The following is a 19,175-nucleotide window of genomic DNA, read 5'->3' on the forward strand; positions in this document are numbered from 1 at the left end:
GTCCGCCAGCGCCAGGACTAGTCCGTGGCGAAGGGCAGCAGCGCGATGTTGCGGGCGCGCTTGATGGCTTCCACGAGGGCGCGCTGGTGGACGGCGCACACACCGCTGGTGCGGCGGGGCAGCACCTTGCCGCGCTCGGGGGTGAAGGCCTGGAGGGTCTTCACGTCCTTGTAGTCGATCATGGTGGACTTCTCGACGCAGAACTTGCAGAACTTGGCGCGTCGTCCCCCGAATGCCTTCTTCTTCTTGGGCTTGCCCTTCTTGGCGTCAGCGCGGCGCTTCATCCGACCACCTCCTCAGGTGCGCGATCCTTGATGCCGGCCTGGGCCTTGCGCTTGGCCTCGCGCTCGATGCGCTGCTTGGCGCGGCCCGCGGCCTTCTCGGCCTCGTCCATGCGGACGCTCAGGTACTTGATGACCGAATCGTGGTTGCGGAAGCGGCGCTCCAGCTCGGCGATGAGGTCGGGTCCGGCGTTCATCTCGAAGAGCGTGTAGTAGCCCTCGCTGAACTTCTGGACTTCGTAGGCCAGCTTCTTGCGGCCCCACTTGTCGGTCTTGAGCAGCTCGCCACCCTGCTCGGCAATGATCCCCTCGAACTGCTTGACGAGCTCATCGCTCTGCTCGTCCGTCAGCGTGGGGGAGGCGATGAAGATGGTCTCGTAGTGACGCATCTGTCCTCCTTGTGGATGTGAAGCCCCCCTCTGGGTTCCGGGGAGCAAGGAAGACGCCCTCCAGCGGAGGACGCGAAGGGCCAGTTTCGCCTGAAAAGGCCCGAGGAGCAACGAAAAGTCCAGGGCGCCGCGCCCTGGGCGGCTGCAGGGTCCACCGTCTCAGCCAGGGCGGCCCTCGCGGGGGAAGCCTCTTCAGGTGTCTTGCATGGGGGCGACCTTGACGTAAATTTCACGGATGGAAGAGATCAGGTGTCGCGGGCTGGCCATTTCCTAATGTCTCGATGCACAGGGGACGGGCTTCATGGGAACGCGACCGACCCAGGATGATCAGGAACCCTTTCCGGGAGGACCCGAGAAGCCCTCGTTTTTCGCTCGATTCCTGAAGGTCTGCCGGGCCCACCGAGCCAAGGCCATCCTGGCCGGTTCGGCCCTGTCCCTGGTCCTCGCCGCGGGCCTCGCGGATGCCCTGCTGGCGGAGCCCATGCGCCGATGGGCCGAGCGGACGATGAACGCCCAGCTGAAGGGCTACACGGTGCGCATCGGCCGCGTCGACCTGCACCTCTGGCGGCTGGCCTTCACGCTGGAAGACCTGGTCCTGGTGCAGAACTCGCACCCCTCGCCGCCCGTGGCGGAGTTCGGCGCCTTGGGTTTCTCCCTGTACCTGGACGAACTGCTCCGGTTCAAGGTGGCCGGGAATCTCGTCATCAAGCGCCCTGCGCTGCATATCAACCTGCCCCAGCTTCAAGAGGAAGCGAAGCGCGACGTGAGCCTGAAGGAGCGGGGATGGCAGGGGGCCGTGGAATCCGTCTTTCCCTTCAAGCTGGAACGGGTGACGGTTCAGGACGGGTCCCTGCTCTACGTGTCCGACGACACCGCCAGCAAACCGCTCAAGCTCGCCAAGGTCTCCCTGGTCGCCAGCAACATCCGCAATATCTCCGCGGCCAAGGGTACCTACCCATCGCCGGTGCGTCTCGACGGCGCGCTGTTCGACACGGGCAGGATCCGGTTCAATGGGGCGGCGGATTTCCTCCGGGAACCCCACACCGCCGCACAGGGGTCGATCCAGGTGGACCGAGTGCCGCTGGATCGCCTGAACCCCCTGGCCCACACCTACCAGCTGAAGACCGAGGGCGGGTTCCTTTCCGTGGACGGATCGGTGGAATACACCCCTGAGTCCCAGAGAGCACACCTCAAGGAGGTGCTCCTCGAGCATCTGCGCGTGGATTACGTCACCAGCCAGGCCACCAAGGCCGAGGAAAAGGCCCATGCCCGGCAGGCGGTCAGGCTGGCCAGGACCGTGCGGAACGCCCCCACCATGCGGCTTCAGATGGATACCCTGAAGCTGGTGGACAGCCAGCTTGGCTTCGTGAATGAGGGCACCAACCCCACCTACCGCCTGTTCGTGTCGGACCTGGACCTGACGCTGAAGAACCTAGGCAATCAGGCCGATGCCGGCCGGTCCGAGTTCCAGGTGCGCGGGGCGCTCATGGGCACTGGCGCCCTCCTGGCCTCGGGAGGGGCCCAGATCACGGCCAGCCCTCCCGATTTCGACATCCGTCTCCAGCTGGACAACGCCAAGCTGCCGGATCTGAATCGCGCCCTGCTGGCCCATGCGGGAGTTGACGTGGCCGAGGGCCTGCTCTCGGTCTACACCGACATCACGGTGAAGGACGGCAGGGTGGATGGCTACTTCAAGCCGCTGGTGAAGGACCTGAAGATCTACGACAAGCAGAAGGACCAGGGGAAGCATTTGGGCAGGCGCATGAAGATGCATGTGATGCAAATGCTGGCCACCCTTTTCAGGAATCGCTCCAGCCGGCAGGTGGCCACCGTGACCCACCTATCCGGCTCCACGGACGACCTTCGGTTCAGCACCTGGGAGGCCCTCCGCAAGCTCCTCGCGAACGGACTGTTCGAGGCGATACGCCCGGGTTTCCTGGATCCGCCTGGGGTCGGGCAGCCTCCCAAGCCGGCCGTTCACCCAAGTTCTCCCCCGGGGAAGGTGCCTCCTCCCGGATCGCCCGAAGGTGGCCCGTCAGCCCCGGGGTCCGGGCTGGGTGCCGGACTCCGGTCTCCAGACTGATCCCAGAACGCCGTCGGATTCACCAGGTTGGCCAGCCCCGCCAGGTCGTCGGCCTGCCCGAGCAGGTCCAGGAACCGGGCGAAGGGGGCGTCCAGCCGATCGATGGCCTCCCACTCGGGATCGGTCCAGGGCTCCAGCACATAGTCCACCAGGGGGCGCTGGAAGGGGCCGATGCCCAGGCGGAGGCGGGCGATGTCCGTGGTGCCCAGGCATTCGAAGACGGAGCGGAGGCCGTTGTGCCCGCCGCTGGAGCCGTCGAGGCGGAAGCGGCCCGTGCCCAGGGGCAGGTCCTTGTCGTCGTAGAGCAGGATCATCCGCCGGGGGTAGATCCCCGCAGCCTCCGCCTGGGCGCAGGCTTCACCGGAGAGGTTCATGTAGGTGGCGGGCACCAGGGCCTGGAGCCGGTCCGTGAGCGGGTAGAGGGTGCCCGAGGAGAAGCGTTTCGAGGGCGCGGGCGCCAGGTCCCGGTCTGCCATCCAGCGCTGCAGCATGAGCCGCCCCAGGTTATGGCGGGTGTCCTGGTATTCGGGGCCGGGGTTGCCGAGGGGAACGAGGGTCCACATGGGTTGAAGCTATCAGCTATCAGCTCTCAGCTATCAGCTCTCGGCTATCAGCTGTCAGCTATCAGCGCCATGAACACAGAGCGGGCGCTGATTGGCGCCCGCTCGGGGAGGGAATGGGCCTCAGTGCTGGTGGTGGGACTCGGTCTTGGCGGGGGCGGCGTGGGCTTCCGCCTCGGCGCCCTCGGCATGGGCGGCCCCACCGGCGGCGGCGCGGTAGGCGCCGTCCACGTAGTGGATGAAGTCCACGTAGGCGGCCACGGCCTTCCGGCCGGCGGCGGGATCCGGCGAGGCCTGGCTCCGGGTGGCGCGGGCCTCCTTGAAGCGGGCCTCGAGCCCGGGCTTGAGAACGCCGTGCATGAGGTCGAACACGGGCTTCATGTCGCCGGAGGCCAGGGCCTTGTCCGCGGCGGGGATGGCCGGCCCGAAGTCCATGCCTGCGGGCTTGAGGCCGGTGTAGGGCGCGCCTTCGCCGGCCCGGTGGATCCGCACCAGGGTCTCGAAGAAGTAGGACTCGGCCAGTTCCTTCGCCTCTGGGCTCAGGGCGCCGACCTTGAGGGTGCGGGCGAAGGCTGCGCGGATCTGGGCCTCGTCCTCGGCCCTCACCCAGGCGAGCACCGGATTGACATCGCCCTTGGCCAGAGCCTGCCGGGCGACGACGATGACGGGGCCGTCCAGGGCATCGCAGTGGGCGCCGAGGGGCAGCGCGAGGCCAGCCACGAGGACGCCGGAGAGGAGGGGGCGGGGGATACGGAACATGGAGACTCCGGAGAAGCCGCGGGATCAGAGTGCGGCGGGGGGGTGGAAGAGGGTCCGCAGGGTGGCGCAGGCCTCTTCGGCATCGCCGGCCTGTCCCTGGCCAGCGGCCTGGGCGTGGACGAGTTGCATGAGCAGGCCGAAGGTCACGGAGGCCAGGGCCTTCGGTGTCAGGTCGGCGCGGATGGCCCCTTCCTGCTGGGCCTGGACCAGGGCCTCCAGGAGGAAAGCCCGGGTCCGGGCGACCACCGCCCGCAGGCGCGCCGCAGCCGGCTCCGGAAGGGCCAGGACGAACTGCTCGGAGAACATCAGCCGCCCGATGCCCCGGTGTCCGCCCACCACCTGGGCCCGGGCCCGGAGGAGGTTCTGGATGCGGTCCAGGGGCGGCTCGGTCTCTGGAGGGAAGGTCGTCAGGATCAGGTCCTCCACCCGCTGGACCACGGCCTCAAGGATCTCCTCCCGGTTGGCGAAATGGCGGAAGGGGGCGCCACTGCTCACTCCGAGTTCCGAGGCCAGGGCGCTGGTGGTCAGGGCGGCGATGCCCCTGCTTTCGATAATTCGGAGCGCGGCATCCGCAATTTCGGCGCGTTTGGGGGTGAGTTCCAGGGCGGAGCGGCTCATGGCCCCATTGTAAGTAAGCACTTACTTTTGTCAATACTCCAAAAAACGGGCGCCCGAAGGCGCCCGTCCTGAAGACTGAACCTGAAGGCTGAGGACTGAGAAGCTACTTCTTCTCTTCCTTCTTGCCCTTCTTGGCCACTTCCGGCTCGGCGGCGGCGGCCGGCGCGGCGGCCTCCTCCTCCTCGGCGGCCTTGCCGCGGACGGAGCAGACGGTCTGGTGGGCGTCGCCCACGAAGGCCACGTTGGGCATGAGGGTGATCTGCTCGAAGCGGATGCTGTCACCCACGGCCAGGTTGGTCACGTCCACGTCGATGTGGGCGGGGATGATGCTGGGCAGGCACTCGAGCTCGATCTCGCGGTGGGCGAAGTCGAGGACGCCGCCCATGCTCTTCACGCCGATGGCGGTGCCGAGGAGGCGCACGGGCACCTTCACGCGCACCTTGTGGGTCATGTCCACGCGCATGAAGTCCACGTGGCGCAGGCGGCCGGTGATGGGGTCGCGCTGCACGTCCTTGATGATGACGTGGCGCTTGATGTCCGTGCCCTCGCGCTGGAGGAACATCACGGAGTTCATGCCGGCCTCGCTGGCCAGCACGCGCGCCACGGCCTTGGGGCTGATGGCGATGGCGATGGGGGCCTCGTTCAGGCCGTAGACCACGGCCGGGATCAGGCCACTCTTCTTGAGGTCGCGGATGGCGGCCTTGCCGAAGGTCTCGCGCTTGGGGACGATCAGGACGTCCTGGGACATGTCTTCCTCCTACCTGGCGGCTGGCTGCCGCCCTCTCGTTGGCATGGGTCCGGGCGGACCGCACGGTCCCTCCCCATGGAGGGCCGAACCACTGATTCTGCCCGAAAAAGCCCCGGAATCGAAGGGGATATTCCCCGCAGCCCGGCACACGGGCGTCACAGGCCGGGATTATCCTGCTTCCATGTTCCACCCCATCCCCCGTCCCGAGGAGCTGCTCAACCGCGAGCTGAGCTGGCTGGACTTCAACGCCCGGGTCATGGAGGAGGCCGAGGACCCCACGGTGCCCCTCCTGGAGCGCGTGAAGTTCCTCAGCATCGTGTCCAGCAACTGGGACGAGTTCTTCATGGTACGGGTGGCCGGCATCTGGCGGCAGATCGACGCCGGCATCGCCCAGCCGGGCCCCGACGGGCTCACCCCCCGCCAGCTGCTGGAGCGGGTGGCCTCCCGCATCCACGCCTACTCCGCCCGGCAGCACGAACTCTTCCACGCCATCCTCGAGCCCCAGCTGGAGGCCGCGGGCATCCGCATCCTGGATCCGAAGGACCTGGATGCGGCCCAGGAGGCCTTCGTCCTCGACTACTTCGAGCGGAGCCTCCTGCCCCTCATCACGCCCCTGGCCGTGGACACGGGGCACCCCTTCCCGCGCCTGGGCAACCGGGCCCTGGTGCTGGTGGTGGAGCTGGAGCCGGACGAGGACCTGCTGGACGGGGACCTGCCGGCCTCGGAGCTCTCCTTCATCCACGTGCCCACGGGCCTGGCCTCCCGGTTCCTCCGGGTGCCCTCGGCGCCGGGTGTCCACGCCTTCATCATGCTCGAGGACGTGGTGCGCCACCACCTGGCCCGCCTCTTCCTGGGCTATGCGGTGAAGCGCTGCCACGCCATCCGCGTCACCCGGGACTCGGACCAGCCGGTGGAGGAGGATCCCTCCGAGGACCTGCTCAAGACCGTGGAGGAGAGCCTGCGGGACCGCCGCCGCGGCGCCGTGGTGCGCCTCCAGTACGAGCACGGCCTCTCCTCCAAGGTGCTGGACCTGCTCATCGAGGAGATGGAGCTGAGCCCCGAGGACCTCTACCCCAGCCTGGGGCTGACGGCCTTCTCGGACCTCAGCCAGCTCTACGGCCAGCTGGACCTGCCCCAGCTCAAGGACACGCCCCTGCCGCCCCTGCCCGTGTCTCAGCTCGAGCAGGCGGGCAGCATCTTCGATGCCATCGCCAAGAGCGACATCCTGCTGCATCACCCCTACCAGAGCTTCGATGACAGCGTCGTGCGCTTTGTGCGCGAGGCCGCGGAGGATCCCAAGGTCCTGGCCATCAAGATGACCCTCTACCGGGTGACGGCCAACAGCCCCGTGGCCGCCGCCCTGGAGCGCGCCGCCGAGCGGGGCAAGCAGGTGGCGGCCATCGTGGAGCTGCGGGCCCGCTTTGATGAAGCCGCCAACATCGCCTGGGCCCGGCGCCTGGAGAAGACGGGCGTGCATGTGGTCTACGGCCTGCCCAACCACAAGATCCACTGCAAGGCCTGCCTCGTGGTGCGCCAGGAGGCGAACGGCATCCACCGCTACTGCCACCTGGGCACGGGCAACTACAACGAGCGCACCAGCCGCCTCTACTCGGATCTGGGCCTGCTCACGGCCCGGCCCGAATTCGGCGAGGATCTCTCGAACCTCTTCAACATGCTCACGGGCTACACGCGCCCGCCGAAGTTCAACCAGATCCTCCTGGCGCCCCAGTACCTGAAGAAGGCGCTCAAGGAGCGCATCCAGCGGGAGATCGGCCACGCCCGGGAGGGCCGTCCCGCGCGCATGGTGCTCAAGATGAACGCCCTGGTGGACCCCCAGCTCATCCAGCTGCTCTACGAGGCCAGCCGGGAAGGCGTGAAGGTGGACCTCATCGTGCGGGGCACCTGCTGCCTGCGGCCCGGCGTGCCCGGCCTCTCCGAGAACATCCGCGCCCTCTCCATCCTGGACCGCTTCCTGGAGCACGCCCGGATCTACCACTTCGCCAACGACGGCCGGCCCGAGACCTTGCTCTCCAGCGCCGACCTCATGCCCCGCAACCTCGACCGGCGCGTGGAGCTGGCCTTCCCCCTGGTGGATCCGATCCTGGCGGCCCAGGTCCTGGAGATGATGGAGTTGCAGCTGCACGATACGCTCAAGGGCCGGGTGCTGGGCCCCGAGGGCGACGTGCTCCGCCGGGGCCTGGACCCCTACGATCCACCCCTCCGGAGCCAGCTCCGCATCTACGAGCACACCCTCCTGGCCAGTGGCGTGGGGGCCCCGACGCAGAAGCTGGGGCCACTGGATCCGGACATTTGAGACAGGGCTGGCGGGAGCTATGGGGCGGGGATCTGCGGGAACTGAGAGGGCGTGAGGGATTCGATCTGCCCTGGGGCGTTTCCGAATAAGAAGACGCCCTTGGTGGGAGATAGGATCGCCTCGTGGTGGTAGTGGGGCTCCACGGTCGATCCGAAGTCAGAGGTGAGCCCTGTGCCCGTGTCGAGAACTTCGACCGCCCCGATGACATGGCCGACGGTGGACCCCCCCGTGATGAGGATCTGCCGGGCGTTCATCAGGAGCGCATGGTGGTACGTCCTTTGGAATTTCATGTCTCCCACCACGGAGAAGCTCAAGCTGGCCGGGTCGTACAGCTCGATGGACGAGATCGCGTCAGTTCCGGCGGTGCCTCCACCGATGACAGCCACCTTGCCGTTGGGAAGCAGGGTGGCGCTGTGTCCCTCCTTTCGGACGTTGAGGCAGGGGGCCGTCGGTGTGAGGGTGAGATCCGCCGGATTGAACAGTTCCGGCGTGGCTCCCGCCCGGAACGTCTCTCCCCCCAGAAGCAGCACCCAGCCGTTCTGAAGCAGGGTGGCCGTGTGGCCCATCCTTGGGACATTCATGGCAGCGGCGGGAACGAACACCCCTGTAATCGGATCGAAGAGTTCCAGCGAGTACAGGGCCCCCGTCTCGTCACGACCTCCCGAGAGAAGGACCCGCCCATCGGGAAGCAGGGTGGCTTGATGGGCGTACCTTCCGTGAAGAAGGGGCACGGTCAGAACGGAGACTCCTCCGATCGGATCGAAGAGTTCGGAATCAGGCCAGACCTGGAGCGTGTCGCCCACCCGACCGCCGCTGAACAGCACCCGGCCGTCCGGCAGGGCCGTGGCTTTCGCGTCGGTACGGGCCCTGATCAGTCGGCCGGCCACGGTCGAGGTATTCGTCTGCGGATCGAAGACCATGACCTCTTTCGAATCGAAAGAGGGCCCTACAAGGACCTTCCCATTCGATAGCGGAACGACTGGACGACCCGCGTAGGCATGCGTGAAGCCAGGAGGGGGTGTGCTCCCCGCCGACTGGAAGGGGCCATCTCCTCTGATGGCGACATAGGCCCGGGTGACCTGGGGAATGTTCGGGAGGAAGGCATCGACTGTGCAGTCGACGGCGTAGGTTCCAGCCGTGAACATTCCGGAGGCGGAAATGGAGCCCACGGGAGGTACCCAGGGAACTTCATCGAGCAGGCCGAAACCAGCCGGTCCGTTGATTCCCGGAGTCAGGTCAGCCTGGAATTGGAAGGAGGCCTTTGTCTTCAGTGTCAGGGATTGGGGCTTGATGACGCAGTCGGAGATGTCCACAGCCACACCCGCCGATTTGGTCGGATCTTCCACGCTCGTGGCCGTCACGTAGGCGCCTCCCACGGCGCCAGGGGCCTGGTAGAGGCCTTCCGGATCGAGGGTCCCCCAGGATCCGACGGGGCCGCTTCCCGCGGGGATGTCCCAGGCGACCGAACTGTCCGTCACATTCACGAGGATGGGCGCCAGTCGGATGGAACCGCCTGGGTGCACCGCCAGATGAGGTTGCGGGAAGGCGACCTGGGGCATCTGGTCGTCCCGGACCCGGAGGACCATCGTGGCGGCCAGGGTCGGGTCCTCGGTGCTTTGTCCCCGCAGGTGGTAAATACCATTGGCAGAGGGCGGTTGGTAGATCCAGGTCAAGCCCTTGTATTCGAACTGTCCGGCCACGAGGCCTTCAAGCAGGGACAGGTTGGCGTTCGACGATGGGGTTCCGAAAACCTTCCAGGCGAAAGGCAGGGCCGAACCCATGGGGGACAGCCCGGGGTACAGGGTCGCGGTTCCGGGGGTGAAGACCAGTCCCCTCGTCGGGTTTTTGACCTCCAAATCCAAGAAGGCCGTCAGATCCGGCGCGCTCAGCGTCTGGACCCTGATGCGGTACCGGCCTTGAAGCAAAGGCGAGGTGAAGGTGACGGAATCACCTGCCGCCTGACTGAGCGTGCCCCCCGTGGTCACCCAGGAAACCTGGGTGACAGGGGTGTTGGCGAAAACGGCCTTCAGGGTCGTGGATTCCCCAGGGCCGAGGCTTATCACGACGGACTGGAGAGTCAGGCTCGGGGCGGCAGGCGGGGGAGGTGGGGGAGGTGGAGGTGTCGAGGCTCCGGAAGAGGGCGTGGAGGACCCGCCACCCCCGCAGTCGAACAACGCCACGGCAAGGAGCACACCTAGAAGGACTCTGAAGAGTCGGTCCATGGGTCAATCTCCTGGAGAAGAGTGAAGACAGGGTAGCAGCTGACTCCTTTTCCCTATTCAGGGGGGCTCTACCCTTGAGGAAATCGTGGGCCTCCTGGATCAAACTTCAAACTGACCCACTACCCCCGGATTCAAACTGACCCACTACCGACCCTTTTGTGTGTTCCGACCTCCATTCCGCCCATGGCAGACTGACGGGCTGGAGATCCGCATGACGAAGATCAGCCGCGCCGCCCTGTTCGAAGCCCTCAATGCCTATGTCGTCCCCGGGACCAACGCCACCCTCACGAACCTGAAGGCCGTGAAGGGCATCGACGTCACCGAGGGCAAGGTGACGGTGCTGCTCCAGCTCATGGATGCCTACCGGGACCGCGTGGCCGCCATCAAGGACGCCCTGGAGGGGATCATCCGCCAGCAGCCCGGGGTCACGGACGTGGACATCGAGATCGGCTGGGAGAAGACGGCCCAGGTGGAGTTCAAGAACCTCATCCCCGGCATCAAGCGCTGCGTGGTGGTGGGCTCGGGCAAGGGCGGTGTGGGCAAGAGCACCGTCACGGCCAACCTCGCCATCGCGCTGGCCCAGCAGGGCCTCAAGGTGGGCCTGCTGGACTCGGACATCTACGGCCCCTCCATCCCCATGATGCTGGGCCTGAAGGACTCGCCCCTGGGCACGCCCGAGGGCCAGATCCTGCCCCTGGAGAAGTTCGGCATCAAGGTCATGTCCATGGGCCTGCTCATCGAGGAAGACCGGCCAGTGATCTGGCGCGGGGCCATGCTCAACAAGGCCCTCCAGCAGTTCCTGAAGGACGTGGCCTGGGGCGACCTGGATGTCCTTCTCATCGACCTGCCGCCGGGCACCGGCGACGTGCAGCTCACCCTCATCCAGAACGCCCAGGTGGACGGCGCCGTCATCGTCAGCACGCCGCAGGACGTGGCCTTCCTCGACGCCAAGAAGGCCATCGGCATGTTCGGCACGGTGAAGGTGCCCGTGCTGGGCATCATCGAGAACATGAGCAGCTTCATCTGCCCCGGCTGCGGGAAGGAGACCCAGATCTTCGGCCACGGCGGCGTGAAGGCCGCGGCCATCCGCATGGAACTGCCCTTCCTGGGCGAGGTGCCCATCGACCTGGCCATCCGCGAAGGCGGGGACAGCGGCAAGCCCTTCGTGGCCGAGTACCCCCACAGTCCCCAGACCAAGGTCTTCCAGGACATGGCGGAGACGCTCAAGGGCGTGCTGAAGCTCTGACCTGAAGCGCAGGATCAGCGGCCGAAGGCCTCCACCCGCAGGGGCCGGGCCACGGTGAGGGTGACCTCGCCGCCGCTCAGCAGGGGCAGAGAGGGCCCGGTTCCCAGACGGAAGCTTCCCTCTGGGGCGGCCAGGGCCTGGCCATCGGGCAGGATGAGCGACTGGAAGTCCACGAAGCGATAGTCCCCCCGCAGCAGGTGGACCTGGCCCACCAGCCGGGTCCCGGCGGGGAGGAGCACGGTCCATCCGTTCTGAGCCCGGAGGGGTGTCTGCAGCACCACGCGGAGGGTGGTCCGGCCCGGATCCGTGGGCGGCTCCACCAGGTCGCCATCCAGGCGGCCCTCGAGCTGGACGCCGGGGCTCACCGCGTAGGCCGCGCCGCCCGGGCGGAGGCGGATCTCGGCCGACGGCCCCTGGACCTTCAAGGGCTCGGGGAGGTGGAGACTGCGCGCCGGCACCGCGTGGGGCGCGGTGCCGGGATCATTCAGCAGGGCCAGCAGGGCCAGGGCCGGGAGCACAGTGGCCTCAGTTGAGCTTGCCTGCGCCCATGGCGGCCAAGTCGCCGGGAATGGCCACGGCGCCGAAGCTGGCCACAGCCGCCTGGCCCTCGCGGGAGAGCACGAAGTGGAGGAACTCCTTCACGGCGGGGTCCAGAGCCCGGCCCGGGGCCTTGTTCACGTAGATGTAGAGGAAGCGGGTCAGGGGGTAGGTGGCCCGCTGGATGTTCTCCAGGGTGGGCTCGACGAAGGTATCGCTGCCGAAGGAGGCCACGGGCACGCCCTTCACCATGCGGTTGGCGTACTGGAGAGGGCCGTAGCTGATGCCGCCGCCGTCCACGGCCGGGGCCTCCACCACGGCGAACTGGTCCATGAAGGCCTTCACGCCGGGCTTGAAGTCGCCCTTCTTCATGACGTGCTCGCGGAAGAAGGCGCGCGTGCCGGAGTTCTCGTCGCGCCCGTAGGCCTGGATGTCCCGCTGCTTCCAGTCGCCGCCCAGGCCCAGGTCCCCCCAGCGGACGACGTCGCGCTTGGCCCCGGCCTTGCGGGTGGTGGAGAAGATGGCGTCGATCTCCTCCATGTGGAGCTGCTTGATGGGGTTGTTGGCGTTGACGTAGACCACCAGGGCGTCCACGGCCACGGGGATCCGCGTGGGGGCGTAGCCGTACTTGGCCTGGAAGGCCGCCAACTCCTGGTCGCTCATCTCGCGGCTCATCTGGCCCATGATGGCGCTGCCGTCGAGGAGGGCCCTGGGCGCCGTGGCAGAGCCCTTGCAGATGAAGCGGGTCGAGATGCGGGGGTGGTACTTCTTGAAGTCCTCGCCCCAGAGCACCATGAGGGGCTCCATGGAGTCCGAGCCCACGCTCTTCAGCTCGCCTACGGCGGGATGCTCCGCGGCGTAGGCGGGCAGCGCGGCTTCCTTCACCGAGGGAGGCGGCGCCGCGGCGGGTCGGGCGGGGGCCTCCACGGGCGGCTGGCAGGCCAGGCCGAGCAGGAGCAGGAGCGGGGCGGCGAGGGCGCGCAGGGACATGGGGACCTCCGCCCTCATTGCGCCAGAGCCACGTGACGGGGCCGTGAAACCGGGGGTCCTTCATCGTGACGCCTCGCGGATTGGAGCTATCCTGGGCCATGGCCAAGCCCCAAATCCCCGAGACCCTCGCTCCGGATCTCCTGGAGCGCCTGCGCGCGCGCTTCCACCCCTGGCCGCTCATCAGCGGCTGGGGCCTCACCATCGAATCGGTGGCGCCCGGTGCGGCCGTGATGGTGCTCCAGCCCACCAAGGCCGTGATCAACGGCTCCCGGGGCACGGTGAACGGCGGCGTTCTGGCCACCATCGCCGACATGGTGAGCGCCCTCGCCCTCAGCACGGCCTTCGATGGGGCCATGCCCTTCGCTACCTCGGACCTCCACATCCGCTACCTGGAGCCCGCCCGGGGCGAGGTGCGCGGCGAGGCCCAGGTGGTGCGGATCTCCGGCCGCAGCGGCATCCTCGCCTGCCGGCTCACCTGCGGGGAGCACCTGGTGGCGCACAGCACGGCCAACTTCGCCATCAAGTCAGGCATCGGCGGCTGAGGTGCAGGGCCGGGCGCCGTTCCCCGAGGCGCGGGACGCGAGGCAGGACGGCCCGATCCGGCGCCTGCGCTACGCCATGGCCCTGCTGTTCGCGGTCATCGTCTGCGGCGGCCTGGGCTACCACTGGCTGTCCCACCTCAATGCCCTCGACAGCTTCTACATGGCCATCACCACCCTGTTCACCGTGGGCTTCCGGGAACTGGGCGACGTGAACGCCCGGACCAAGCTCTTCACGATCTTCTACCTGGTGGTGGGCCTGGGCACGGCCACCTACGCCATCTCGAATCTGACCGCCCTGCTCCTGGAGGGGGACCTCAAGGGCTACATCATGGAGCGCCGCATGCAGAAGCGCCTGGACGACCTATCCGACCACGTCATCGTCTGCGGCTTCGGGAAGATGGGCTTCCAGGCCGCCTGGGAGCTGAAGAAGGCCGGCGTCCCCTTCGTCATCATCGAGCAGGACGAGACCAAGGGCCGCAGCCCCCGCTTCGCCGGGGAGCTCATCCTCTACGGCAACGCCATGGAGGAGATGATGCTCGAGCACGCCGGCCTCCGCCGGGCGCGGGGCCTCATCACCGCCCTCACCACCGACGCCGACAACGTGCTGGTGACCCTCACGGTCAAGCAGGTCCGTCCGGACATCCCGGTGGTGGCCCGCAGCGCCAAGCTGGGTACCGAGCGCCAGCTCAAGGCCGCGGGCGCCGACCACATCGTGAGCCCCTACGAGATCGGGGGGCGCCGCATGGCGGGCCTGCTGCTCAAGCCCGAGATGATGAACTTCTTCGACATCGTGCTCCAGCAGGAACAGCTGGAGCTGGGCCTGGAGCGCATCGCCATCGCGCCGGGCTCGCCCCTGGTGGGCCAGACCCTGCGGGAGGCCCGCCTGCGCCACGCCACCGGCTCCCTGCTGGTGGGTCTGGTGCATCCCGGCTCGGGCCTGCGGTTCAATCCCTCCGGCGAGGAACGCTTCCAGAAGGGGGACGAGCTGCTGGTGATGGGGCCGCCGGACGCCCTGGAGACCCTCACGCGGCTGGCCAAGGGCTGAGGGGCCGAGGGCTGAGGGTTGAGGATTGAGGGATTATCGGGCCCGACGGCTCAGCGCGGCGCGGAGGGGTTCACGGTGCCGGTGACGGGCAGGGCCACCTTGCCGTGGGGCAGCCGGACCGGCATCTCCGCCAGTTCCCAGGCGGTGACGGCCATGGCCTGCGCGCCCTGCACCAGCTGGTCCGGCACCAGGTGGTCCGGGTAGTCCATCTGGCTGTGGTGGGTGCCCAGGAAGTAGTCCACGGGCTCCTGGATGGCCGCGAAGGCGGGCACGCCCGCCCGGTCGAAGGGCGCGTGGTCGGTGCTGCCCATGACGCGCAGCGACAGCTCCTTCACCCCCAGGTCATTCAGGGGGGCGATGGCCTGGGCCATGAGGCCCCGGCAGGCCTCGCGGCCCTGGAGGGTGAAACCCTTCACCATGCCCGTGCCCATGTCATCCACCAGCACGGCCTGGATGGCATCCAGCTCCGCCCTGTGGGCCTCGACATAGGCGCGAGAGCCCAGCAGGCCCTGCTCCTCGCCGCTCCAGAGGACCACCCGCACCGTGCGCCGGGGCTTCAGCCCCGTGGCCTGGAAGGCGCGTAGCACCTCCAGGGCGGCGGAGCTGCCCGTGGCGTTGTCCGTGGCGCCGGTGCCCAGGTCCCAGCTGTCCAGGTGCCCCCCCACGATGACGACTTCCTCCGGCCTCTCCCGGCCCGGGATCTCGCCGACGACGTTGTAGGCCTGCACCGGGGCCGCTGAGAAGTTGCCGCCCAGGGCCAGCTCGAGCCTCACCGGCTCCTTCCGCGCCAACAGCCGCAGCAGCATCTTGTAGGGTTCCTGCGGCACGTAGGCTGCGGGCAGGCCCGCCTGCTTGGGATCGCGGCCGGCGCCGCCGCTCGTGAAGCTGAGGCCGTTCTTCCGGCCCGACATGGAGAGGGTGGCCAGGGCGCCCTCGTCGTGGAGGAACTGCATCATGGCCGCCTGCTCGGCCTGGTAGGCGGCGAAGTCCCCGCCCCGGCGCGCCAGCGGGGGGCGCTTGTCGTCGGGGTTGGTGCGCAGCAGGATCCGGCCCTTCAGCTGGCCCTTGAAGGCCTTCAGCTCCTCCAGGTTCCGGGCGTCCACCAGCAGCAGGTCGCCCTTCACGGCGCCCTTGGTGCCCGGGGTCCAGGCCATCTGGTCCACCCGGAAGCGGAGGCCGTTGTGGGTGAGCAGGCGGGCGCTGTCCACCCCGCGCGCCCAGGCCAGGCCGAAGTCGTAGGCCTCCTCATGGACGTTCACGGCACCGAGCCGCTTCATCTCGCCCATGGCCCAGGCCTGGGCCTGCCGCAGCTGCCCGGAACCCGTCAGCCGGGGGCCGATCAGGTCGCACAGGTGCTCCACCCGGGCCACCACCTCGGCGTGCTCCTTGATGTCGCGCAGCAGCTTGCCGGCGGGGGTGTCCGGGTAGTCCTTCAGCACCGGCACGGGCGAAGGCGCCGGCGGGGCCGCCGCAAAGGGCGACTGGGCCTGGAGGAGGGCGGCCAGGGCCAGGCCTGACAGGGCGGCGGGGATCCGCGGCATGGGAACTCCTGATGGGGAAGCTGGTTTCAGCAAACATCTAAAAACGAGGTATGGCAAGTGGGTCGGGTGGCGATATGATCACGTTGTTTCGGGAAATTGCGAAATGAACTCCGACTCCCTCCGTCCCCTCGCGGACACCCTCAAGGTACTGGCCCACCCCGTGCGCCTGCGCATCCTCGCGCTGCTGCACGCGGGCGAGCTCTGCGTCTGCGAGGTGGCCGAGGTGCTGGGCCTGGCGCCCTCCACCGTGTCCGAGCACCTCACCGGCCTGCGCCGGACGGGGCTGGTGCGCGAGTGGAAGGTGGGCCGCTGGGTCCATGTGGCCCTCTCCGATGACGCCTCCGCCCGCCCCCTGCTGGAGGCCCTCTGGCCCCTCATGGCCGGCGCCGAGGCCGAGCTTTCCCGCGACCGGGCCCAGGCCCGAATCCTCCGCTGCGACACCTGCGACCCCGTCGCCTGCCCCCCTTCACGCACCCTCCAGGAGCACGCATGACCACCCAGACCGAACCCCAGGCCCAGACCGAGACGGAAGCCACCGGCCTCAGCGAGACCACCCTCAACCTCATCGCCCTGGGTGCCGCCATCGGCTCCAACGCCGAGCGCGCCTTCCGCGCTCACCAGAGCCGTCTGGAGGAGCTGGGCGTGTCCAAGGACGACATGATCGAGGCCGTGAACATGGCCCTGCGCGTGAAGGGCGATCCCCACTCCCAGATCATGGCCCTGGCCCAGACGACGCTGGTGGGCGAGAGCGCAGGCGGTTGCTGCGGCGGTTCCTGTGCCTGCGAAGAGGCGGGCGGCCAGAAGGGCGACTGCGGCGACGACTGCGACTGCAAGTAGGAGGATCCATGTCCGCGGGCCGGCTGTCCTTCCTTGATCGCTTCCTGACCCTGTGGATCTTCCTGGCCATGGGGCTCGGCGTCCTGCTGGGCTACGCCGTGCCCGGCTTCAACCGGGCCATCAACGCCTGGAACGTGGGCACCACCAGCGTTCCCCTGGCCGCGGGCCTGATCCTGATGATGTACCCGCCCCTGGCCAAGGTGAAGTACGAGGAGCTGCACCTGGTCTTCCGGAACAAGAAGGTGCTGGGCCTGTCGCTCCTCCAGAACTGGATCATCGGGCCCCTGCTCATGTTCGGGCTGGCCGTGCTCTTCCTGCGCGACCGGCCCGAGTACATGCTGGGCCTCATCCTCATCGGCCTGGCCCGCTGCATCGCCATGGTCATCGTGTGGAACGACCTGGCGAAGGGCGACACGGAGTACTGCGCGGGCCTGGTGGCCTTCAACTCCATCTTCCAGGTGCTCTTCTTCAGCGTGTACGCCTGGTTCTTCGCCACGGTGCTGCCCGCCAAGCTGGGCCTCCAGGGCGCGGTGGTGGCCATCACCATCGGCCAGATCGCGAAAAGCGTCTTCATCTACCTGGGCATTCCCTTCATCGCGGGCTTCCTCACGCGGTTCATCCTCGGGAAGCTCAAGGGGCTGGACTGGTACCACCGAGTCTTCGTGCCGAAGATCAGTCCGCTGACGCTTCTAGCGCTGCTCTTCACCATCGTGGTGATGTTCAGCCTCAAGGGCGACACCATCGTGAAGCTGCCCTTCGATGTCATCCGCATCGCCATCCCGCTGCTGATCTACTTCGTGGTGATGTTCATGGTGAGCTTCTGGCTGTCCAAGAAGGCCGGCGCCACCTATCCGCAGAGCGCCACCCTGAGCTTCACCGCCGCCAGCAACAACTTCGAGCTGGCCATCGCCGTGGCCGTGGCCACCTTCGGCATCGCCCACGGCGCGGCCTTCGCCGCGGTCATCGGGCCGCTGGTGGAGGTGCCCGCCCTCATCGGCCTCGTCAACGTGGCCCTCTGGCTCAAGCGGAAGTGGTATCCCGAGGCCATCGAGGAGGTTGCCGGCGCCGGCTGCTGTCCTGCGGTGGATCCCGCCAAGAGGTAGGCATGGGCATCTTCGACGGCAGGGGCATGGTGATCCAGGGGCTGCGCTTCCTGGCGCCGAAGGATGCGCTGGCCGTGCTGGCCGAGGGCGCCGTCCTGGTGGACCTCCGCCTGGATGAGCTGGCGGAGATGAAAGCCTTCAAGGTGCCCGAGACGATCCGCATCCCCCACGAGGAGCTGCCCAGCCTGCTCGGGGAGCTGCCCACGGACCGGCCCCTGCTGCTGGCCGACAGCTCCGGCGTCTACACCAAGGAGGCCGCGCACCTGCTGCTCGACCACGGCTTCACCCAGGTGGCCTGCCTCAACGGCGGCATGCTCCTCTGGGACCAGGAGGGCCTGCCCGTCGTGACCGATGCCGCGGCCCTCCTCCACGGCGAGTGCCCCTGCGTCCTGCGCCCCCGGAAAGGCCCCCGATGATCCGCCCCGTCCTGCCCACGGATGCCCCGGCCCTGGCCGACATCTACAACCCCTACATCCGGGACACGATCATCACCTTCGAGGAGGAACCTGTTTCCGTGGTGGAGATGGGCGCCCGCGTCGCCAAGGTGACGGCCACCTTCCCCTGGCTCGTGTGGGAGGAGGACGGCGCCGTGCTGGGCTACGCCTACGGCTCCACCTGGCGGACCCGGCACGCCTACCGCTTCGCCGTGGAGACCACCATCTACCTGGCCCAGGGCCACCACGGGAAGGGTCGCGGTGCCGCGCTCTACCGTGCGCTCCTGGCAGAGCTCAAGCAGCGCGGCTTCCACTCGGCCCTGGGCTGCCTGGGCCTGCCCAACGAGCCCAGCGTGCGCCTGCACGAGAAGCTGGGCTTCAGGAAGGTCGGCCACATGACCGAGGCGGGCTGGAAGTTCGGCGCCTGGGTGGATGTGGGCTTCTGGGAGGTGATGCTGTGACCTCGATCCTCTTCCTCTGCGTGGCCAACAGCGCCCGGTCCCAGCTGGGCGAGGGCCTGGCGCGCCGGATGTTCCCGGGCTTCCGCATCCAGAGCGCCGGCAGCCGGCCCAGCCGCGTGAACCCCTATGCCATCGAGGCCCTGGCGGAGCGGGGCATCGATGCCTCGACGCACACCTCCAAGCCCGTGTCGGACATCGACCCCGCGTCGGTGGACCTGGTGATCACCCTCTGCGCCGAGGAGGTCTGCCCGGCCTTCCTGGGCCGGGCCGAGCGCCTGCACTGGCCCATCCCCGATCCCGCCAGCGACGATCCGGCCTTGACGCCCGAGGACCTGCGGGCTCGCTTCCGCGCCGCCCGGGACGAGATCGCCCGCCGCCTGGAGGCCTTGGGCCAGGAACGGAGCTGGGTTTCATGAATTTCGAAAAAAATCGAAATTAGGCCTTGCGCACTATTTCGACAAATAT

The 19,175-nt window shown here is 68.0% G+C and carries 21 protein-coding genes; 11 read left to right on the forward strand and 10 right to left on the reverse strand.

Annotated elements, in window-relative coordinates; all coding sequences use genetic code 11:
* Positions 1-17: 17 nt before the first annotated feature.
* Positions 18-284, reverse strand: a complete 267-nt coding sequence (rpsR, locus tag G398_RS0107000; RefSeq protein ID WP_026853069.1) for a 30S ribosomal protein S18 — start codon at positions 282-284, stop codon at positions 18-20.
* Entirely contained in the window at positions 281-670 is a 390-nt protein-coding gene (gene rpsF, locus G398_RS16900; RefSeq protein WP_052571635.1) for a 30S ribosomal protein S6, read from the reverse strand. The genes rpsR and rpsF overlap by 4 nt, the downstream gene beginning before the upstream one ends.
* Before the next feature lie 301 nt (positions 671-971).
* Between rpsF and G398_RS0107010 the strand changes: the two genes are divergently transcribed.
* Entirely contained in the window at positions 972-2,753 is a 1,782-nt protein-coding gene (locus tag G398_RS0107010; RefSeq protein ID WP_026853070.1) for a DUF748 domain-containing protein, read from the forward strand.
* Here G398_RS0107010 and pth read toward each other — a convergent pair.
* The 4 genes from pth to G398_RS0107030 form a co-directional block, all read right to left on the reverse strand.
* Entirely contained in the window at positions 2,648-3,316 is a 669-nt protein-coding gene (gene pth, locus G398_RS16905; protein ID WP_052571636.1) for an aminoacyl-tRNA hydrolase, read from the reverse strand. The two genes, G398_RS0107010 and pth, sit on opposite strands and share 106 nt — an antisense overlap.
* Positions 3,317-3,436: 120 nt before the next feature.
* Positions 3,437-4,072 (reverse strand): DUF6448 family protein, encoded by a 636-nt coding sequence (locus G398_RS16910; protein ID WP_052571637.1) that lies wholly within the window; start codon positions 4,070-4,072, stop codon positions 3,437-3,439.
* A gap of 24 nt (positions 4,073-4,096) precedes the next feature.
* Complete coding sequence (locus G398_RS16915; RefSeq protein ID WP_052571638.1) at positions 4,097-4,690, reverse strand: TetR/AcrR family transcriptional regulator; 594 nt, start codon at positions 4,688-4,690, stop codon at positions 4,097-4,099.
* A 103-nt stretch (positions 4,691-4,793) separates the two neighbouring features.
* Entirely contained in the window at positions 4,794-5,438 is a 645-nt protein-coding gene (locus G398_RS0107030) for a 50S ribosomal protein L25 (RefSeq protein ID WP_026853071.1), read from the reverse strand.
* A gap of 181 nt (positions 5,439-5,619) precedes the next feature.
* Here G398_RS0107030 and ppk1 point away from each other — a divergent pair, with 181 nt between their 5' ends.
* A complete protein-coding gene (ppk1, locus tag G398_RS16920; RefSeq protein ID WP_052571639.1) occupies positions 5,620-7,752 on the forward strand; it encodes a polyphosphate kinase 1 in 2,133 nt (710 codons plus the stop codon).
* A 17-nt stretch (positions 7,753-7,769) separates the two neighbouring features.
* On the opposite strand, the gene G398_RS0107040 is transcribed toward ppk1, so the two are convergent.
* Positions 7,770-9,737, reverse strand: a complete 1,968-nt coding sequence (locus G398_RS0107040) for a Kelch repeat-containing protein (RefSeq protein ID WP_157492317.1) — start codon at positions 9,735-9,737, stop codon at positions 7,770-7,772.
* Positions 9,738-10,185: 448 nt separating this feature from the next.
* Here G398_RS0107040 and G398_RS0107045 point away from each other — a divergent pair, with 448 nt between their 5' ends.
* Complete coding sequence (locus G398_RS0107045) at positions 10,186-11,220, forward strand: Mrp/NBP35 family ATP-binding protein (RefSeq protein WP_026853073.1); 1,035 nt, start codon at positions 10,186-10,188, stop codon at positions 11,218-11,220.
* Between the two features lie 14 nt (positions 11,221-11,234).
* Here G398_RS0107045 and G398_RS0107050 read toward each other — a convergent pair whose 3' ends face one another.
* Both G398_RS0107050 and G398_RS0107055 read right to left on the reverse strand, forming a co-directional pair.
* Positions 11,235-11,738 carry a TraB/TrbI/VirB10 family type IV secretion system protein gene (locus G398_RS0107050; protein ID WP_026853074.1) on the reverse strand — a complete coding sequence of 168 codons (504 nt, stop codon included), beginning with the start codon at positions 11,736-11,738 and terminating at the stop codon, positions 11,235-11,237.
* A 7-nt stretch (positions 11,739-11,745) separates the two neighbouring features.
* Positions 11,746-12,747 carry a PstS family phosphate ABC transporter substrate-binding protein gene (locus tag G398_RS0107055; RefSeq protein WP_026853075.1) on the reverse strand — a complete coding sequence of 334 codons (1,002 nt, stop codon included), beginning with the start codon at positions 12,745-12,747 and terminating at the stop codon, positions 11,746-11,748.
* 98 nt (positions 12,748-12,845) lie between these two features.
* Between G398_RS0107055 and G398_RS19485 the strand changes: the two genes are divergently transcribed.
* Together G398_RS19485 and G398_RS0107065 are read left to right on the forward strand one after the other, a co-directional pair.
* Entirely contained in the window at positions 12,846-13,289 is a 444-nt protein-coding gene (locus G398_RS19485; RefSeq protein ID WP_052571640.1) for a PaaI family thioesterase, read from the forward strand.
* Position 13,290: 1 nt separating this feature from the next.
* Positions 13,291-14,334 carry a potassium channel family protein gene (locus tag G398_RS0107065; protein ID WP_043484159.1) on the forward strand — a complete coding sequence of 348 codons (1,044 nt, stop codon included), beginning with the start codon at positions 13,291-13,293 and terminating at the stop codon, positions 14,332-14,334.
* A 50-nt stretch (positions 14,335-14,384) separates the two neighbouring features.
* Here G398_RS0107065 and G398_RS0107070 read toward each other — a convergent pair whose 3' ends face one another.
* A complete protein-coding gene (locus G398_RS0107070) occupies positions 14,385-15,875 on the reverse strand; it encodes a M20/M25/M40 family metallo-hydrolase (RefSeq protein ID WP_026853077.1) in 1,491 nt (496 codons plus the stop codon).
* 103 nt (positions 15,876-15,978) lie between these two features.
* Between G398_RS0107070 and G398_RS19490 the strand changes: the two genes are divergently transcribed.
* From G398_RS19490 to G398_RS0107100, 6 genes are read left to right on the forward strand one after another with little or no spacing between them, the layout of a single operon-like run.
* The gene (locus tag G398_RS19490; RefSeq protein ID WP_052571641.1) at positions 15,979-16,368 is read left to right on the forward strand and encodes an ArsR/SmtB family transcription factor; all 390 of its coding nucleotides are present in this window, start codon (positions 15,979-15,981) and stop codon (positions 16,366-16,368) included.
* Positions 16,365-16,712: a carboxymuconolactone decarboxylase family protein gene (locus G398_RS16935; protein ID WP_043484161.1), complete on the forward strand. Its 348-nt coding sequence runs from the start codon at positions 16,365-16,367 to the stop codon at positions 16,710-16,712. Before G398_RS19490 ends, G398_RS16935 begins: the two co-directional genes overlap by 4 nt.
* An 8-nt stretch (positions 16,713-16,720) precedes the next feature.
* Positions 16,721-17,815 (forward strand): ACR3 family arsenite efflux transporter, encoded by a 1,095-nt coding sequence (gene arsB / locus G398_RS16940; RefSeq protein ID WP_052571642.1) that lies wholly within the window; start codon positions 16,721-16,723, stop codon positions 17,813-17,815.
* Positions 17,816-17,817: 2 nt separating this feature from the next.
* The gene (locus G398_RS19495; protein WP_026853078.1) at positions 17,818-18,231 is read left to right on the forward strand and encodes a rhodanese-like domain-containing protein; all 414 of its coding nucleotides are present in this window, start codon (positions 17,818-17,820) and stop codon (positions 18,229-18,231) included.
* Positions 18,228-18,710, forward strand: a complete 483-nt coding sequence (locus G398_RS0107095; RefSeq protein ID WP_026853079.1) for an arsinothricin resistance N-acetyltransferase ArsN1 family B — start codon at positions 18,228-18,230, stop codon at positions 18,708-18,710. The genes G398_RS19495 and G398_RS0107095 overlap by 4 nt, the downstream gene beginning before the upstream one ends.
* On the forward strand, positions 18,707-19,126 hold the full coding sequence (locus G398_RS0107100) for an arsenate reductase ArsC (RefSeq protein ID WP_026853080.1): 420 nt from the start codon (positions 18,707-18,709) through the stop codon (positions 19,124-19,126). Before G398_RS0107095 ends, G398_RS0107100 begins: the two co-directional genes overlap by 4 nt.
* Positions 19,127-19,175: the final 49 nt, after the last annotated feature.

Source organism: Geothrix fermentans DSM 14018 (genome assembly GCF_000428885.1).
Classification (GTDB): domain Bacteria; phylum Acidobacteriota; class Holophagae; order Holophagales; family Holophagaceae; genus Geothrix; species Geothrix fermentans.

Excerpts from the sequence above, each read along its gene's own strand:
- rpsR (WP_026853069.1), bottom strand. The coding sequence starts at position 284 with ATGAAGCGCCGCGCTGACGCCAAGAAGGGCAAGCCCAAGAAGAAGAAG.
- G398_RS0107010 (WP_026853070.1), top strand. The coding sequence starts at position 972 with ATGGGAACGCGACCGACCCAGGATGATCAGGAACCCTTTCCGGGAGGA.
- G398_RS0107070 (WP_026853077.1), bottom strand. The coding sequence starts at position 15,875 with ATGCCGCGGATCCCCGCCGCCCTGTCAGGCCTGGCCCTGGCCGCCCTC.
- ppk1 (WP_052571639.1), top strand. The coding sequence starts at position 5,620 with ATGTTCCACCCCATCCCCCGTCCCGAGGAGCTGCTCAACCGCGAGCTG.
- arsB (WP_052571642.1), top strand. The coding sequence starts at position 16,721 with ATGTCCGCGGGCCGGCTGTCCTTCCTTGATCGCTTCCTGACCCTGTGG.
- G398_RS0107095 (WP_026853079.1), top strand. The coding sequence starts at position 18,228 with ATGATCCGCCCCGTCCTGCCCACGGATGCCCCGGCCCTGGCCGACATC.
- G398_RS19490 (WP_052571641.1), top strand. The coding sequence starts at position 15,979 with ATGAACTCCGACTCCCTCCGTCCCCTCGCGGACACCCTCAAGGTACTG.
- G398_RS19485 (WP_052571640.1), top strand. The coding sequence starts at position 12,846 with ATGGCCAAGCCCCAAATCCCCGAGACCCTCGCTCCGGATCTCCTGGAG.
- G398_RS16910 (WP_052571637.1), bottom strand. The coding sequence starts at position 4,072 with ATGTTCCGTATCCCCCGCCCCCTCCTCTCCGGCGTCCTCGTGGCTGGC.
- G398_RS0107055 (WP_026853075.1), bottom strand. The coding sequence starts at position 12,747 with ATGTCCCTGCGCGCCCTCGCCGCCCCGCTCCTGCTCCTGCTCGGCCTG.
- rpsF (WP_052571635.1), bottom strand. The coding sequence starts at position 670 with ATGCGTCACTACGAGACCATCTTCATCGCCTCCCCCACGCTGACGGAC.
- G398_RS16935 (WP_043484161.1), top strand. The coding sequence starts at position 16,365 with ATGACCACCCAGACCGAACCCCAGGCCCAGACCGAGACGGAAGCCACC.
- G398_RS0107030 (WP_026853071.1), bottom strand. The coding sequence starts at position 5,438 with ATGTCCCAGGACGTCCTGATCGTCCCCAAGCGCGAGACCTTCGGCAAG.
- pth (WP_052571636.1), bottom strand. The coding sequence starts at position 3,316 with ATGTGGACCCTCGTTCCCCTCGGCAACCCCGGCCCCGAATACCAGGAC.
- G398_RS0107045 (WP_026853073.1), top strand. The coding sequence starts at position 10,186 with ATGACGAAGATCAGCCGCGCCGCCCTGTTCGAAGCCCTCAATGCCTAT.
- G398_RS16915 (WP_052571638.1), bottom strand. The coding sequence starts at position 4,690 with ATGAGCCGCTCCGCCCTGGAACTCACCCCCAAACGCGCCGAAATTGCG.
- G398_RS19495 (WP_026853078.1), top strand. The coding sequence starts at position 17,818 with ATGGGCATCTTCGACGGCAGGGGCATGGTGATCCAGGGGCTGCGCTTC.